The organism is Rhizobium sp. JAB6 (assembly GCF_003024605.1).
Taxonomy (GTDB): domain Bacteria; phylum Pseudomonadota; class Alphaproteobacteria; order Rhizobiales; family Rhizobiaceae; genus Rhizobium.
This window is the reverse complement of sequence record NZ_PYJQ01000001.1, coordinates 301,608-317,183: the sequence shown is the minus strand read 5'-3', so window position 1 is coordinate 317,183 and position 15,576 is coordinate 301,608. Positions and strand designations below refer to the sequence as shown.

Sequence of the window (15,576 nt, the reverse complement as noted above, 5' to 3'; positions counted from 1 at the left end):
GGCTCGATATGCCCGGTGATCGCGAAGCGGAAAAAGCTGACAAGCGCCGAAGCACACTGACCGCTTTTTTGCGAGAGGAAGCGCGTGCCCAGGGTTTCGATCTCTGTCGCATCACCAGACCGGATGCCATTCCCGAGGCGGCCGCCCGGCTGGGGCAATTCCTCGATAAAGGTCATCACGGCACCATGGGCTGGATGGAGGAGACCCGCGGCCGCCGCGCCGATCCGCGCGTGCTCTGGAGCGAGACCCGCTCCATCGTCGTCTTCGGCCTCAACTACGGCCCCGAGGAAGATCCCCGCGGCATTCTGGAAAAGAAGGATAAGGCGGCAATCTCCGTCTATGCCAGAAACCGCGATTATCACGACATCATCAAGGGGCGGCTGAAGGAAATCGCCACCCGCTTTGCCGCGCGCTCGAAGGAGGACGTCAAGGTCTTCGTCGATACGGCACCGGTCATGGAGAAGCCGCTGGCCGGCGCGGCCGGGCTCGGCTGGCAGGGCAAGCATACCAATCTCGTCAGCCGCGGCTTCGGCTCCTGGCTCTTTCTCGGTTCGATGTTCACAACGGCCGAGCTCAAGCCCGATGAGCCGGAGATCGACCATTGCGGCTCCTGCCGGGCCTGCCTCGACGCGTGCCCGACCGCTGCCTTCCCTGCCCCGTATCAGCTCGATGCACGACGCTGCATTTCCTATCTGACCATCGAGCACAAGGGGCCGATCGATCCTGAACTGCGGCCGTTGATCGGCAATCGCATCTACGGCTGCGACGACTGCCTGGCCGCCTGCCCCTGGAACAAGTTCGCCAGTGCCGCCTCGGAAATGAAGCTGGTGGCGCGGGAGGATCTCAGGGAGCCGACGATCGCCTTTCTGCTCGATTTGGATGACGCGGCCTTTCGTGCTTTCTTCAGCGGCTCGCCGGTCAAGCGCATCGGCCGGGACCGGTTCATCCGCAACGTTCTCATCGCAGCCGGCAATTCGGGCGAGCGTTCCTTTATCCCGAAGTGCCGCGAACTGGCTGGGGATCCCTCGCCCACCGTCCGAGGCATGGCGGTCTGGGCGCTATCGCGGCTGATGACGGCTGGCGAATTCCGCGCGTTTGCGGCAGAAAGAGATGACGAGGCGGACGAAGACGTTTGCACCGAATGGAAACTGGCGGGGGTATCGTGATGCATGTGATGATTTTCGGCTGCGGCTATTCCGGAACGGCCATCGCCAAGGCTTTCGCGGGCTCCGGGATCCGGATCACTGGCACGACCCGCTCCGCCGACAAGGCGGCATTATTGACGAAGGAAGGCATCGAAGCCTTCGTCTTCGACGGTGAAGCGATCGACCCGGCTCTCGCCGAAGCGATGCAAACGGCGACGCATCTGGTGCAATCGATCGCGCCTGGCAAATCAGGCGATCCGCTGCTGCGGCTGGCACAGCTCAATCTCAAGGCGCTGATGCCGAAGCTGGAATGGGTGTGCTACCTCTCGACCGTCGGCGTCTATGGCGACCGCAAGGGCGCCTGGGTCAGCGAGCAAACCCCACTGCATCCGGTTGCGGACCGCTCCGTCGAGCGGGTCGAAGCAGAAGACGGCTGGCTGCGGGTCGGCATCCGGCTCGGTCTTCCCGTCGCCGTGCTCCGGCTTTCCGGCATCTACGGCCCGGGCCGAAACGCCTTCTGCAATCTGGAAAAGGGAACCGCACGGCGGCTCATCAAGGCGAACCAGGTGTTCAACCGCATCCGCGTCGAGGATATCGGCGCCTGCGCCCACTTCCTGTCGGAGCGCAAGCTCGGCGGCATATATAATGTCACCGATGACGAACCCGCTCCGCCACAGGATGTCATTGCCGAGGCCGCCCGCCTGATGGGCGTCGAACCGCCACCGGAACAGCCCTTCGAAACCGCTGAGCTGACGCCGATGGCGCGCTCCTTCTATGGTGAGAACAAACGCGTTTCGAACGCGAAATTGCGCGCGCTCGGCTTTCGATTCCGCTACCCTGAGTATCGCATGTCGCTCGCCGAATTATGGTCCTCCGGAGCGTGGCGCGGCTGAGAACCCACTTGCCCAAACACGTGGGATCGCATGAAAATTCCTACTTAGCCGGCCGCTCTAGTTCAATTTGCTCCGCATTTATGGTTAACGACCTCTAAAATTGCACAAATGCGGCAGCGATTATGGCAAAGCCGGAAAATTATTTTTCCGATTTTCGTGAGGCCTGAGGTTGGTCGGCGCTCACGAGAAAATTCGTTCCATTTTTAGCTGATTTTATTGGGTTTTTTCTGCAATCAAGCAAATTTGGTGAATAGCCACAGTATTCGCTCGCAATCACAATTGTTACATTCTGTAATATTCCGTGATCCATAACGGCACTTTTTCGCCATTTTTAGCCTGATTTAAGCCCGCCGCCTACCCAGGGCGCAAGTTCAATAGCTTGAGGGAAAAATCGGTTTGAAGAAAATCGCACGTTCTTTGGCAATCGCCGCAACTATATCCGCCTCCATTGCTGTCGTTTCTACACCGGCATTTGCATCCGCTGGCTGCGGAGGCGCTTCATGGTACGGGGGGAGCTCCAAGACTGCTTCCGGGGAACGCATGAGTTCCAGAAATCTTACTGCAGCACACCGCTCGCTTGCTTTCGGCACACGCCTGCGGGTCACCAACAAGCACAATGGCCGCAGCGTCGTCGTCCGCATCAATGACCGGGGACCCTTCATTCGCGGACGTGTTCTCGACCTCTCCCGCGCTGCCGCACAGAACATCGGCATGGTCGCTTCGGGTACGGCCAAGGTCTGTTACGAGGTCGTCGCCTCGAAGTAATCGCCGCAAGCCGGAACCGTCAGGCAAATCGGCATGACGCTTGCTCTCTCGGCCAATCGCGGCTACCACGCGATTGAGACGTCTCAAAATCCGCCGCCATGGGCATTGCTTGCGCGGATTGGCGAGGCGTCAGCGGTTTTGGTAGGCGCAGAGTCCCAAGATGAGCCCGAATGGGTTCCGGGACATGCGCGAGCAGGAGAGTGTGCATGCGTTTGGGCGGCCGATTGCAGGGGGCCATCGAAGTTCTTGCCGATATCGAAGCGCGCAAGCGACCGGTGGCCGATGCCCTGAAGGATTGGGGCCTTGCCCATCGCTTCGCCGGGTCCGGCGACAGGGCCGCGATCGGCAACATCGTCTACGACGCCCTGCGCATGCGGCTTTCGCATGCCTGGCTGATGGAAGACGACAGTGCGTCCGCGCTTGCCCATGCCGTGCTCTTCCGCCAATGGGGCCTGACGCCGGAAGCGCTGGCTGCCGAGCTCGACGGCGATAAATTCGCGCCCGAAGCCCCGAGCGCCGAAACATTGGCTGCCTTTGCAGCCCGCAAACTCGAAGACGCTCCCCTCCATATCCAGGGCGATATTCCCGAATGGATCGAGCCCTCCTTCCGCCAAGCCTTCGGCGACGGCTGGCTCTCGGAAGCAAAGGCCCTTTCGGAACGCCCGACGCTCGATCTCCGCGCCAATGCGCTGAAGGCCGACCGCGCCAAGGTCGTGAAAGCGCTGGAACGCGCCGGCGGGCAGCCGTCGAACCTCGCTCGTTTCGGCATCCGCATTCCCGCCGGCGAAGGCGCGTCCCGCCTTCCAAACGTCACGGCCGAACTTTCGTTCCAGAAGGGCTGGTTCGAGGTGCAGGACGAAGGCTCACAGATCGTGGCGGATCTGGTCCTGCCTGATGAAGGCGATCAGGTGCTCGATTATTGCGCCGGCGGCGGCGGTAAGACGCTCGCCATGTCGGCCGCGATGCATAACAAGGGCCAGGTGCATGCCTATGACAGCGACCGGCGTCGGCTGGCGCCGATCATCGAGCGCCTGAAGCGGGCCGGCACCCGCAATGTCCAGGTTCACGACGAGCGCAACGGCCTGCTCCAGCTGCGGGGCAAGTTCGACAAGGTGCTGGTCGACGCTCCCTGCACCGGGACCGGCACATGGCGGCGCCGTCCCGATACCAAATGGCGGCTGACACAGAAGAACCTCGACGAGCGCACCAGCCAGCAGCAGGAAGCCTTGGCGCAAGCCGGCGAATTCGTCCGTCCAGGCGGATCGCTGTTTTACGTCACCTGTTCGGTGCTGCCGGAGGAGAATGAAGCGCAGGTAAACCGCTTCGCCACCCAGAACCCGGCCTTCGAAGTGGTGGAGACCCTGAGCTCCTGGGAAAAGCTGTTCGGCAAGGAGGCTCCGAAGCCACGCTCCTCCGACGGCAAGACCATTACACTGACCCCTGCCTCCACCGATACCGACGGCTTCTTCTTCAGCCGTCTGCAGCGGAAGATGTGAGCTGAATTTACCGAAATTATCGCTCTGCAAGTGATCGATGCAATCCGGCCGCGATCGAGCCGGGGTATGGTCTGCCGATCGCGCATCGCTACGTGCTTTCGCCCCTGCCGACGCCATGCCAAGCGGCCTATATCTGCGCATTTACAAGCGAATCCAGATCGCTTGCGCCACGGATTCCCAGGCCCTTCCCTTAAATCGTTCTAAACTAGAGCGTTTGACACAAGTTTGTTTTTCATACATGAGACAAATTGCCAAGTTTTTGGCGGTGCCCCCGCCGTCACAGGAGAGGAACATGAAACTGAAGATCCATTTTGGCGCCGTCCTTGCGGCGGCCATCACCGCGACAGCCGCATCCGGCCTGCCCGCTTTTGCCGCCACTCCGGAGCCGTCCGCCGTTCTCAAGCATTACACGGAACTGGCTCATGCCAAATATCAGGACGCGTTGACGACGGCGCAGGCGCTCGACAAGGCGATCGACGCCCTGCTTGCCAACCCCAGCGACAAGACGCTGAAGGCGGCACGCTCGGCCTGGATCAAAGCTCGCGTTCCCTATGCGCAGACGGAAGTCTATCGCTTCGGCAACCCGATCGTCGACGACTGGGAAGGCAAGGTCAATTCCTGGCCGCTGGACGAAGGCCTGATCGATTATGTCGACGCCTCCTATGGCACGGAAAGCGATGAGAATGCGCTTTATGTCGCCAATGTCATCGCCAACAAGACGATCAAGATCAACGGCAAGGATGTCGATGCCTCGCATCTGACGCCGGAATTCCTGTCAGGCACGCTGCATCAGGCCGGCGGTGTCGAGGCGAACGTCGCAACCGGCTACCACGCCATCGAATTCCTGCTGTGGGGCCAGGACCTGCATGGCACGGGTGCCGGCGCCGGCGAACGTCCGGCGACCGATTACGATCTGAAGAATTGCACGCACGGCAATTGCGATCGCCGGGCCGAATATCTGAAATCCGCCTCGAAGCTCCTGGTTTCGGACCTGCAGGAGATGACGGATAAGTGGGCGCCCGATGGCGAGGCCACCAAGCATGTCGAAGCTGATCCCAAGGCCGGCCTCACTACCATTCTGACCGGCATGGGCTCGCTCTCCTACGGCGAGCTTGCCGGCGAGCGCATGAAGCTCGGATTGCTGCTGCACGATCCGGAAGAAGAGCAGGATTGCTTCTCCGACAATACCTATAACGAGCATAATGGCGACGCCATCGGCATCGCCTCGGCCTATAACGGCAACTATGCCCGCGTCGACGGCACCAAGCTGAAGGGCCCGTCGCTGCATGATCTCGTCAAGGCCAAGGATCCGGCGCTCGACAAGGAAATGGAAGGCAAGCTCGACACGACGCTTGCCGCCATGAAGGCTCTGGTGCATCGCGGCGAAACGGTCGAAAAATACGACCAGATGATCGGCGAGGGCAACAAGGAAGGCAACGCGACGGTTCAGAAGGCGATCGATGGCCTGCTCGACCAGACGAAGAGCATCCAGCGCGTCATCGCCGCTCTCGATCTCGGCTCGATCAAGCTCGAAGGTTCGGACAGCCTGGACAATCCGAACTCCGTCTTCAAGAAGAAGTAACGAGGGAAGGTGGCGGCGCGATCAGGTGCCGCCACCCCGATACCCATGACAGCTCTACCGGCCAATCGCGCCCTTTTGCCCGCCCTCGCTGCGGGTTTTTTGGTTTTTTCCATCACGTTGGCAGCCGCCGATATTCTCGCTTTTCCGACCACGCGCAGCGATCTTTCCGCTGAGGAATTGAAGCGCGTGCGCGACGTGACCCGCGCCACCAGCAATTTTCTCAAGGCCGAGCCCTATGAGGCGATGCAGGGCGGAGCACTAACCGCAATCGACAAAGTCACGCGCGATATCTTCTCGCAGCCTTCTGCTACGTTGAACCAGCAACAGGGCCAGGATTTCCATCTCGGCAACGCGCTCTTCCGCAAGCTCTGGGTTTCCGCTCCCTCCTCCACGCAGGCCTCCGATGGGCTGGGGCCGCTGTTCAACGCCCGCTCCTGCCAGAGCTGCCATATCCGGGACGGGCGCGGCCATCCGCCTGAGGAGGCAGGAGCTGCCGCGACCTCTATGGTCTTGCGCCTTGCACGGCCCGCCGTAACAGCGGAGGAGGAGCAGGCCGTCAAGGATTTTCGCGCGCTCAATTTCCCGGATCCGACGTATGGAGTACAGCTGCAGGATCTTGCCGTTCCCGGCCTCGCCGCCGAAGGCAAGCTGACCCTCAGCTATAGCGAGGAGACGGTGACGCTTGCCGGCGGGGAAACCGTAACCCTGCGCAAACCGCATTACGGCGCCAGCGATCTCGCCTACGGGCCGATGGATGCAAGCACCACCATTTCGCCGCGCATCGCACCGCCGATGATCGGCCTCGGCCTGATCGAGGCCATCCCGGATGCGGATATTCTCGCCAATGCCGACCCGGACGACACGAAGGGCACCGGCATCCGCGGGCGCCCCGCCATCGTTCGCGATCACCGCACCGGCCAGCTCGCGCTCGGGCGCTTCGGCTGGAAGGCCCAGAATGCCACGGTGCGCGACCAGGTGGCCGACGCCTTTTCCGCCGATATCGGCATTTCAACGCCGGACCGGCCCAATCCCCGTGGCGATTGCACGCCCAAGGAAGCGCGTTGCCTGAGCATGCCGACCGGCGTGCAGAAGCGCCTGGGTGACACGGAAGCACCGGACCCGGTGCTGCCCCTCGTCGCCTTCTATTCAGAAAATCTCGCGGTGCCGGCCCGACGCGAGACAGGCTCTTCCGATGTGCTGCACGGCAAGGAGATGTTCTACCGCTCCGGATGCGCCGCCTGCCACACGCCGAAATTCGTCACCCGCGACGGCCTCAAGGGCAGCGACGGCGAGGATTCGCCGCAGGCTTTCCAGCTGATATGGCCCTATTCAGACTTCCTGCTGCACGATATGGGCGACGGCCTTTCCGATGGGCAGCAGGTGGGCGTGGCATCCGGCCGCGATTGGCGCACGCCGCCGCTCTGGGGTATAGGCCTGACGCAGACGGTGAGCGGCCGGCAGACCTATCTGCATGACGGCCGCGCCCGCACATTGACCGAAGCCATCCTCTGGCATGGAGGAGAGGCGGAAAAAGCCCGCAACGCATTCGCCGGTCTTTCGAAGGACGATCGGCAAGCCCTCGTCAACTTTCTGGAGTCCCTCTGATGCGCCACTGGAAACGCCCGGAGCATTTCCGCTCTAAACGGAGTCACGCAAATGCTCCGTCCCATTGTTTTCACGCAATTCCAGACGCAAAACCGCTGCGCACTTTTGCTGGAATTGCTCTGGCCGCCAGCCTGCTGCTTACCGTTGCGGCTCTGCCTGCCCGTGCCGAGGATGCGGGTACCAATGGCGCCGGACTGAACGAGGCGGCGGTGCCGGCGACGCTGCAAAAGGCGGTGGATGATGTCATTCGTCCCGGCTACCGCGCCATGCACGACTCCGCCTCGAAACTGACTGTTGCGATGAAGGCGCTTTGCGCCGATCCCACCGATGCATCGCTCATCGGCGCCCAGACGGCCTTCCGCGATACGGTGAAGAGCTGGTCGCGCATCGAGATCGTCGATACCGGCCCGATCCTCGAAAAGAACCGTTTCGAGCACATCCTGTTCTATCCCGACCGCAAGGGCGTCGGCCTCAAGCAGGTGCAGGCGCTGATCGCCAAGGCCGACGAACACGACGCGACCGTCGAGGCCGTTGCCGGCAAGAGCGTGGCGCTGATGAGCATGACCGCGCTGGAATATGTGCTCTTCGGCAGCGGCTCCGATGTCCTCGGCAAGGACAAGCAGAGCTTCCGTTGCCGCTATGGCGCGGCTATCGCCGGCAATATCGAAAACACCGCCAAGGAAATCGCCGATGAATGGGATGCGCCCGACGGCGTGCAGAAATCCTGGAAATCCCCGGGCAAGAGCAGCGACGATTTCATTGATAACAAGGAGGCCGTGACGGCGCTACTCGGAATTCTCGTGCATGGAGCCGCCAATATCCGTGACCAGCGGCTGGAAACCTTCTACAAGGGCGATCCGGCAACGGCGCGGCCGAAGATGGCGATCTACTGGCGTTCGGCCAACACGTGGACCTCGTTTGCCGGTAACATCGAGGGGCTGAAGACGCTCTGGGAAAAAGCCGACATGGCGAAGCTGCTGCCGGCTGACAAGCGCGCTGTCGCCACCAAGATCGACGGCCTCCTGAACGAACTCGCGGCCACAGCACCGACGATCAATGCGGATATTGAGGCGGCGATCAGCAACGACGCGGAACGCGCCAAGATCGACAAGCTGCTCTCCGTGAGCCGCGATCTCGCCACCAGCTTCAGCGACCAGTACGGCGGCGCCATCGGCCTTTCGGCTGGTTTCTCCTTCGCAGACGGAGATTAGAACATGATGCCGAAAAGTGTTCGCGGTTTTCGGGCGACATCATGTTCTACTTCCCCGATTTCAGAGCGGATGATTTTAGGTCGAACAGACCTAAAATTATCAGGCTCCGGGCGCATGCGCAGCGACCTGATCGATCGGAGAGCTTTCGTCAAGGCAGCGGGGCTGACCTTCCTCGCGGCGTTGAAGCCCGGTGCCTTGATGGCGCTGGAACGGGCGGATGCGGTCTACGCCTCCGGCATCCGCGCCGCGGACGGCTCCTTTGCCGTGGCGACGGTGACCGAGCAGGGCCGCATCATCGATCAGGTGGCGCTGCCTGCCCGCGCCCACGGCATGGCTTTTTCCAAGGCGACCGGCAAGACCGTCGCCTTCGCGCGCCGGCCCGGCACCTATGCGATGATCTTCGACCCCTGGAACAAGGCCGAGCCGATCGTCATTTCCGCCAGAGAAGGCCGGCATTTTTACGGGCACGGCGCGTTTTCCCCCGATGGCAGGCTGCTCTATGCCAGCGAGAATGATTTCGACAACAATCGCGGTATCATCGGGCTCTATGATGCCGGCAACCGCTTTGCCCGCATCGGCGAATACGAGACCTATGGCGTCGGCCCGCACGACATGACGGTTTCGGATGACGGGCGGCTTTTGATCGTCGCCAATGGCGGCATCGAGACCCATCCGGATTTCGGCCGCACCAAGCTCAACCTCGACCACATGGAACCGTCGCTGACGCTGATCGACGCCGCCAGCGGCCGGCTGATCGAGAAACACTCATTGCCGGCCCAATATGCTCAGGTCTCCACCCGCCATGTCGATATCGATGCCAGCGGTCGCGTCTGGTTCGCCTGCCAGTATGAGGGTCATCGCAACGACCTGCCGCCACTCGTCGGCCATTTCGCGAGAGGCGAGGACCTGAGTTTCGTCACCCTGCCCGACGAGACGACACGGGCCCTTGGCAATTATGTCGGCGCTATCGCGGTCAATCGTGCAGAGAATCTCGTTGGCGTCACCTCACCAATCGAGGGAACCTCGGTGACGCTCGATGCGACGACCGGCAAGGTGCTGAAGGTGAAGAGCATTGCCGATGCGGCGGGCATCGCGCCGGCTCGGTATGGCTTTGCCGTCTCGTCCTATGGCGGTGATTTCCTGAACGAGCACAGCGACGTCGCCTGGGACCAGCACATCGTCCGCATCGCCCGCGGCTGATGCGAACTTGGCTGAACTGCCTAAGTAAGCCTGCTGGCTTCGATGAAGCGCCGCAACGCCGTCGCCGCATTGAGCATATGCGCGCGCATACGCCGCGACGCCATTTCCCCATCCCCCTCGGCTATGGCCTGCATGATGGCTTCATGCTCCGCCCGGGATCGATCGAGCCGCTGCTCCTGTTGCAATTGAGCCCGGCGGAAGGCCGCCAGGCGATTGCGGATCGTGATCGCCTGCTCGGCAAGAAAGCTGTTGTGGGTCGCGTGATAGATCGCCTCATGGAAAGCGCGATTGAACATATCGTACGCATCGAAATCGCCTGTCCTCACTAGCGTTTCGGATGCGTCGTGCAGCTCGATCAGATGGCTGCGCTCGAGCGGCGTCATGCGATAGGTGGCGAGCCTCACGCACATCGATTCGATTTCGGCAACCGTCTCGAACATATCCATGATGCGTTCAGGCGTCATGCGGGCAACGACGACCCCGCGCCGCGCTCGCATTTCGACCAGACCGCTTACCGACAGCTGCCTCAGGGCCTCGCGAACCGGCGTGCGTGAGGCACCGAAACGATCGGCCAGCTGCTGTTCGTCCAGTGCGGCCCCCGCCTTAAGCTTGCCGCTCGCAATCTCACCTTCCAGCGCGTTGCGAATGCGGTCAGACAGCAATTCGCGATCCTCGGCTGCACCATTTAGCCCATCCATCGTTCCCAATTCTCCGATATCCAACGAGGCGCGCATGCAAAATATCACTTCTAACTCCAATCTGCATACAATTTATCCATCACGAGACTGTTACGCATCCAATTATTGACTAAATTCCATACGCGGAATACAAAAATAGGCATAGAGATTGCTTTCGCATACACAAAGCAAGTTTGATGCTGAATCGGAATGCAGATGACGCATTTGATCCGCAGGATCCGGCCAGATGCCGTCCTCAGACATACAAAATTTCAGAAGTTTTACCGTTCCGGCACGACGGCCTTCTGGTGCTAATTTATCCTCTCAACCATAGGGATCACGATGATGCTGACCAGACGGAATTTCGCGACCGCCATTGTTGCCGGTGCCGCCGCCTCCCTCATTTCCACGCGCGGCATGGCCGCCAGCAGCTCGACCACGGGTGCGGCTGCCTCCGCGCCGCTAAAGGCCCGCAACGTCGTTCTAGCGCATGGACTTTTCGCAGATGGCTCCTGCTGGACGGAGGTCATCGCCCGGCTGCAGGCCAAGGGGCTGAACTGCACGGCCGTGCAGAATCCGTTGACGACCCTTCCCGAAGCCGTCGCGTCCGTGCAGCGCGTACTCGACCGCCAGGACGGCCCGACCGTTCTTGTCGGCCATTCCTTCTCCGGCATGATGGTGACGGAAGCCGGCGTGAATCCGAAGGTTTCCGCGCTTGTCTATGTCGCAGCCCGCGCACCGGATGCCGGCGAAGATTATACGGCCCTCGCCAAGACCTATCCAACGCCCCCTGCCTCGGCCGGTATCGTCTTCGACGGCGACGAAGGACGGCTGACCGAGGAAGCCTTCCTGCGTGACTTCGCCGGCGATCTGCCCAAGGCCAAGGCCGAAGTGCTCTATGCCGTGCAGCAGCCTTTCCAGAAGGCGTTGCTGACGGGAAAGACCAGCCAGGCCGCCTGGCGCAGCAAGCCGAGCTGGTATGCCGTTTCCACAGAAGACAGAACGATCGATCCGGATCTGGAACGTTTCATGGCCAAGCGCATGGGCGCGAAAACCATCGAAGTGAAGGCCAGCCACCTCTCGCTGATCTCACACCCCGATACGATCGCCCATCTGATCTTGGAAGCCGCCCGACATTGATCTACCAGATCGGCACCGAGCGGCGTCCGTATCCAGCTCGCATAGGCGACCGCTGATTGCCGGATCGTCGTCATCCGCGCCCTCAAGCTTCATTGCTTCGGATGGCAGGGGAATCTGATCTTGGAAATTCGATGTCGGCACAGCAGCTTCGGCTCTTCCTTTTTCCACGGGACAACCCTTGTCCAAACGGCCTCTCCATGCCAATTTCGCACCCGCGAAAGGGGACGGCATGACAGGGGCACATAACACGGAGACCGGCGGCGATTTTCGGACCCGCATCAGGACCAGCTTCGAGCGGCAGGCCGCCATGGCGACGATCGGTGCGGAACTGACGCGCGTCGAGCACGGTACGGTCGAAATCGAGCTGCCGTTCGATATCAAGCTGACCCAGCAGCATGGCATCCTGCACGCCGGGATCATCGCCGCCGCGCTGGATTCTGCCTGCGGCTTTGCCGCCTATAGCGTCATCGATCCCTCCGCATCGATCCTCACGATCGAATTCAAGGTCAACCTGATGTCGCCGGGGCGCGGCGAGCGCTTCCTGTTTCGCGGCGATGTCACCAAGCCCGGCACGACGATCATCGTCGCCGACGGCCGCGGTTATGCCGTCGGCGACGGGCCGGCCAAGCTGATCGCCTCGATGACGGGAACGATGATGGTCATCCGGGGCAGAGAGGGAATTAGCGGATGAAATTCGAACTGAAACGGGTATCGGGCAAATCGATCCTGTTTGTCATGGCAGCCGAGGCCGAATATGGACCCTTCCTGCGCTCGCGCATCGATCCGCTGATGACGGGCGTCGGTCCGGTGGAGGCGGCGATTGCGCTGACTCGTGCCTTCGCGCAGCTCGAAGCTCAGGGCGATCTTCCCGATCTCGTGGTGTCGCTCGGCTCGGCCGGTTCCGCCAAGCTGGAGCAGACGGAGGTCTATCAGGTCGCCTCGGTTTCCTACCGAGACATGGATGCCTCGCCGCTCGGCTTCGAGAAGGGCCGCACCCCCTTCCTCGATCTGCCGGCGACGATCGAACTGCCATTGCGCATCCCCACCATTGCCGAGGGCAGCCTGTCAACGGGCGCCAACATCGTCTCGGGCTCCGAAGCTTATGAACGCATCGGCACCGACATGGTCGATATGGAAACCTTCGCGGTGCTGCGCGCCTGCCAGACTTACGGCCTGCCGCTGATCGGCCTGCGGGGCATTTCCGACGGGAAGGTCGAGCTGCAGCGCATTTCGGACTGGACCGAATATCTGCATGTGATCGACCGCAAACTCTCCTACGCCGTCGACGGCCTGTTTACGGCGCTGGAAGACGGCGTATTCTGGTTCTGAGGGACTGGAAATCACTGGAGCAATTCCAAGAAAAGTGTGTAGCGGTTTTCGGTCCGGCATTGCGAAAAAGACAGAGAATGTAGGACAATCGGGACAATAAAATCGGCGTTTGCGTGATTTGCCCGATTGCCAGGGAAAGCGCTTTTCATTAAAGGCTCGCCATGACCCAGACAGCACATCCAGACACCGTTCTCATCGTCGATTTTGGCAGCCAGGTGACGCAGCTCATCGCGCGGCGCGTGCGCGAAGCGGGCGTTTACTGCGAAATCGTTCCTTTCCAATCCGCCGAAGCGGGCTTCAAGCGCCTGCAGCCGAAAGCCGTGATCCTGTCAGGCAGCCCGGCCTCGACCGTGGACGAAGGCTCGCCGCGGGCGCCGCAGATCATCTTCGACAGCGGCATCCCGGTGTTCGGCATCTGCTACGGCCAGCAGACCATGTGCATGCAGCTGGGCGGCAAGGTCGAGAGCGGCCACCATCGCGAATTCGGCCGCGCCTTCCTGGAAGTCGACAGGGATTGCGCCCTCTTCGAGGGACTGTGGTCGAACGGCTCGCGCCATCAGGTTTGGATGAGCCACGGCGACCGCGTCACCGCGCTGCCGGAAGGCTTCGAAGTGGTCGCCACCTCCTCGAATGCGCCTTACGCCTTCATCGCCGACGAAAAGCGCAAATATTACGGCGTACAGTTCCACCCGGAAGTCGTGCATACGCCCGACGGCGCCAAGCTGATCGGCAACTTCATTCATAACATCGCGGGCATCAAGGGCGACTGGTCGATGTCGGCCTATCGCGCCAAGGCGGTGCAGGCGATCCGCGATCAGGTCGGCGACAAGCGCGTCATCTGCGCACTATCAGGCGGTGTCGATTCCTCCGTTGCCGCGCTGCTGATCCACGAAGCCGTCGGCGACCAGCTGACCTGCATCCTGGTCGACCACGGCCTGATGCGCAAGGACGAGGCGGCCAATGTCGTCGCCATGTTCCGCGAGCACTACAATCTGCATCTCATCCACGTCGATGCTTCCGACCGCTTCATCGGCGAGCTGGAAGGCGTTTCCGATCCCGAGACCAAGCGCAAGATCATCGGCCGCCTCTTCATCGAGACCTTCGAGGATGAAGCCAAGAAGCTCGGCGGCGCCGACTTCCTCGGCCAGGGCACGCTTTATCCCGATGTCATCGAGAGCGTTTCCTTCACCGGCGGTCCTTCGGTCACCATCAAGTCGCACCATAATGTCGGCGGCCTGCCGGAGCGCATGAAGATGCAGCTCGTCGAGCCGCTGCGCGAACTCTTCAAGGACGAAGTGCGTGTGCTCGGCAAGGAGCTCGGCCTGCCCGACAGCTTCATCGGACGCCATCCCTTCCCCGGCCCGGGCCTTGCGATCCGCTGCCCGGGCGGCATCACCCGCGAGAAGCTGGAAATCCTGCGCGAAGCCGACGCGATCTATCTCGACGAGATCCGCAAGGCCGGCCTCTACAACGCCATCTGGCAGGCCTTCGCCGTGCTGCTGCCGGTCCAGACCGTCGGCGTCATGGGCGATGGCCGCACCTATGAATTCGTCTGCGCGCTGCGCGCCGTCACTTCCGTCGACGGCATGACGGCGGATTTCTATCATTACGACATGGAATTCCTCGGCCGCGCCGCGACCCGCATCATCAACGAAGTCCGCGGCATCAATCGCGTGGTCTATGACGTCACGTCGAAACCGCCAGGCACGATCGAGTGGGAGTGAGGGGAGAACGGTGGTGATCGCGCAGTCTAAGCGCCAATTTTCGCTGCCATACCTGTTTCATCCATTTGGGCTGAGCTTGATTGGCACCTCCCAAAAAAGCGGGCGTTATTGGTTGCTCGCCGCCCTCCTTCGCGGCCTTGTCTAGGCTATCCCCCCGTCGTTGCCACCGTGCGCGGCGATGAACATGGCGACGGCCGACCGGCAATAGGATTCGATTTCGTTGTCGTCCTCTGCTCTCGCCTCATCGAAGCGCGCAATAATCAAAAGATCGGAGCCTTTGAAAAGCGCGGCAAACAAGCGGGCGGACCGGATAGGATCGGGCACGTTCAGGACCGCCTTCGCATGCAATTGACGCAACAGGGCCTCGATTTGGGCGATGATGTGGGCGGGGCCGGCTTCGTAATGGACTTTGCTCAACGACTTTTGGTTCGGCGTGTCGGCCATCACCATGGCTTCGACGTTGCGGACGTCCGGGCGCAGCAGCGTGCGAAGCAGCGATGATCCCACCGCCATGAGCTGACCCTCGGCCGAACCGTCGACGCCGTCGAAAAGGGCCTGTGGGATTAACTGCTGGCAGCGGGCGGCAAACGCCGCACCAAACAGCGCCTCCTTGTTCTCGAAGTGCCTGTAAATGCTGAGCTTCGATATCTTCGCCCGCTGGGCGACCTTGTCCAATGTTGTCGCTTGAAAACCCAACTCCGCAAAGAGTTCGCCTGCGGTTTCGACAATGGTTTGGCCAAGCGCCTCGTTGGCGGGCCGGCCACGCCGGCCTCGACTATTTTCGGTCATCTCATTTACAGTCCTTGACA

The 15,576-nt window shown here is 61.4% G+C and carries 14 protein-coding genes; 12 read left to right on the top strand and 2 right to left on the bottom strand.

Going from position 1 to position 15,576, the window contains the following annotated elements; all coding sequences use genetic code 11:
* Positions 1-8 precede the first annotated feature (8 nt).
* The 8 genes from queG (at position 9) to C7U61_RS01530 (ending at position 9,897) form a co-directional block, all read left to right on the top strand.
* Positions 9-1,166 (top strand): tRNA epoxyqueuosine(34) reductase QueG, encoded by a 1,158-nt coding sequence (queG, locus tag C7U61_RS01565; RefSeq protein ID WP_106996384.1) that lies wholly within the window; start codon positions 9-11, stop codon positions 1,164-1,166.
* On the top strand, positions 1,166-2,038 hold the full coding sequence (locus tag C7U61_RS01560; protein WP_106996383.1) for an SDR family oxidoreductase: 873 nt from the start codon (positions 1,166-1,168) through the stop codon (positions 2,036-2,038). Before queG ends, C7U61_RS01560 begins: the two co-directional genes overlap by 1 nt.
* A gap of 396 nt (positions 2,039-2,434) precedes the next feature.
* Complete coding sequence (locus tag C7U61_RS01555) at positions 2,435-2,803, top strand: septal ring lytic transglycosylase RlpA family protein (RefSeq protein WP_015338531.1); 369 nt, start codon at positions 2,435-2,437, stop codon at positions 2,801-2,803.
* 206 nt (positions 2,804-3,009) lie between these two features.
* The gene (locus tag C7U61_RS01550; protein ID WP_106996382.1) at positions 3,010-4,299 is read left to right on the top strand and encodes an RsmB/NOP family class I SAM-dependent RNA methyltransferase; all 1,290 of its coding nucleotides are present in this window, start codon (positions 3,010-3,012) and stop codon (positions 4,297-4,299) included.
* 292 nt (positions 4,300-4,591) lie between these two features.
* Positions 4,592-5,881: an imelysin family protein gene (locus C7U61_RS01545; protein WP_106996381.1), complete on the top strand. Its 1,290-nt coding sequence runs from the start codon at positions 4,592-4,594 to the stop codon at positions 5,879-5,881.
* A 45-nt stretch (positions 5,882-5,926) separates the two neighbouring features.
* Positions 5,927-7,486, top strand: coding sequence for a di-heme oxidoredictase family protein (locus tag C7U61_RS01540; RefSeq protein WP_106996380.1), 1,560 nt, complete (start codon positions 5,927-5,929; stop codon positions 7,484-7,486).
* Positions 7,486-8,697: an imelysin family protein gene (locus C7U61_RS01535; RefSeq protein ID WP_245410722.1), complete on the top strand. Its 1,212-nt coding sequence runs from the start codon at positions 7,486-7,488 to the stop codon at positions 8,695-8,697. The genes C7U61_RS01540 and C7U61_RS01535 overlap by 1 nt, the downstream gene beginning before the upstream one ends.
* A 114-nt stretch (positions 8,698-8,811) precedes the next feature.
* Positions 8,812-9,897 carry a DUF1513 domain-containing protein gene (locus tag C7U61_RS01530; RefSeq protein WP_106996379.1) on the top strand — a complete coding sequence of 362 codons (1,086 nt, stop codon included), beginning with the start codon at positions 8,812-8,814 and terminating at the stop codon, positions 9,895-9,897.
* Positions 9,898-9,917: 20 nt separating this feature from the next.
* On the opposite strand, the gene C7U61_RS01525 is transcribed toward C7U61_RS01530, so the two are convergent.
* Positions 9,918-10,595, bottom strand: a complete 678-nt coding sequence (locus C7U61_RS01525; protein ID WP_106996378.1) for a GntR family transcriptional regulator — start codon at positions 10,593-10,595, stop codon at positions 9,918-9,920.
* Between the two features lie 321 nt (positions 10,596-10,916).
* Between C7U61_RS01525 and C7U61_RS01520 the strand changes: the two genes are divergently transcribed.
* From C7U61_RS01520 to guaA, 4 genes are all read left to right on the top strand, one after another.
* A complete protein-coding gene (locus tag C7U61_RS01520) occupies positions 10,917-11,714 on the top strand; it encodes an alpha/beta hydrolase (protein WP_106996377.1) in 798 nt (265 codons plus the stop codon).
* Between the two features lie 229 nt (positions 11,715-11,943).
* A complete protein-coding gene (locus tag C7U61_RS01515; RefSeq protein ID WP_106996376.1) occupies positions 11,944-12,405 on the top strand; it encodes a PaaI family thioesterase in 462 nt (153 codons plus the stop codon).
* On the top strand, positions 12,402-13,043 hold the full coding sequence (locus C7U61_RS01510; protein WP_106996375.1) for a 5'-methylthioadenosine/S-adenosylhomocysteine nucleosidase: 642 nt from the start codon (positions 12,402-12,404) through the stop codon (positions 13,041-13,043). The genes C7U61_RS01515 and C7U61_RS01510 overlap by 4 nt, the downstream gene beginning before the upstream one ends.
* Positions 13,044-13,204: 161 nt before the next feature.
* Positions 13,205-14,767: a glutamine-hydrolyzing GMP synthase gene (gene guaA, locus C7U61_RS01505; RefSeq protein WP_106996374.1), complete on the top strand. Its 1,563-nt coding sequence runs from the start codon at positions 13,205-13,207 to the stop codon at positions 14,765-14,767.
* 141 nt (positions 14,768-14,908) lie between these two features.
* Here the strand turns inward: guaA and C7U61_RS01500 are convergent, their stop codons facing one another.
* Positions 14,909-15,556 (bottom strand): TetR/AcrR family transcriptional regulator, encoded by a 648-nt coding sequence (locus tag C7U61_RS01500; protein ID WP_106996373.1) that lies wholly within the window; start codon positions 15,554-15,556, stop codon positions 14,909-14,911.
* Between the last annotated feature and the right edge of the window lie 20 nt (positions 15,557-15,576).

What these genes read in the sequence shown, in the direction of transcription:
- C7U61_RS01515 (WP_106996376.1), top strand. Translation starts at nt 11,944, where the DNA reads ATGACAGGGGCACATAACACGGAGACCGGCGGCGATTTTCGGACCCGC.
- C7U61_RS01545 (WP_106996381.1), top strand. Translation starts at nt 4,592, where the DNA reads ATGAAACTGAAGATCCATTTTGGCGCCGTCCTTGCGGCGGCCATCACC.
- C7U61_RS01550 (WP_106996382.1), top strand. Translation starts at nt 3,010, where the DNA reads ATGCGTTTGGGCGGCCGATTGCAGGGGGCCATCGAAGTTCTTGCCGAT.
- C7U61_RS01535 (WP_245410722.1), top strand. Translation starts at nt 7,486, where the DNA reads ATGCGCCACTGGAAACGCCCGGAGCATTTCCGCTCTAAACGGAGTCAC.
- C7U61_RS01560 (WP_106996383.1), top strand. Translation starts at nt 1,166, where the DNA reads ATGCATGTGATGATTTTCGGCTGCGGCTATTCCGGAACGGCCATCGCC.
- queG (WP_106996384.1), top strand. Translation starts at nt 9, where the DNA reads ATGCCCGGTGATCGCGAAGCGGAAAAAGCTGACAAGCGCCGAAGCACA.
- C7U61_RS01520 (WP_106996377.1), top strand. Translation starts at nt 10,917, where the DNA reads ATGATGCTGACCAGACGGAATTTCGCGACCGCCATTGTTGCCGGTGCC.
- C7U61_RS01540 (WP_106996380.1), top strand. Translation starts at nt 5,927, where the DNA reads ATGACAGCTCTACCGGCCAATCGCGCCCTTTTGCCCGCCCTCGCTGCG.
- C7U61_RS01525 (WP_106996378.1), bottom strand. Translation starts at nt 10,595, where the DNA reads ATGGATGGGCTAAATGGTGCAGCCGAGGATCGCGAATTGCTGTCTGAC.
- C7U61_RS01510 (WP_106996375.1), top strand. Translation starts at nt 12,402, where the DNA reads ATGAAATTCGAACTGAAACGGGTATCGGGCAAATCGATCCTGTTTGTC.
- C7U61_RS01530 (WP_106996379.1), top strand. Translation starts at nt 8,812, where the DNA reads ATGCGCAGCGACCTGATCGATCGGAGAGCTTTCGTCAAGGCAGCGGGG.
- guaA (WP_106996374.1), top strand. Translation starts at nt 13,205, where the DNA reads ATGACCCAGACAGCACATCCAGACACCGTTCTCATCGTCGATTTTGGC.
- C7U61_RS01500 (WP_106996373.1), bottom strand. Translation starts at nt 15,556, where the DNA reads ATGACCGAAAATAGTCGAGGCCGGCGTGGCCGGCCCGCCAACGAGGCG.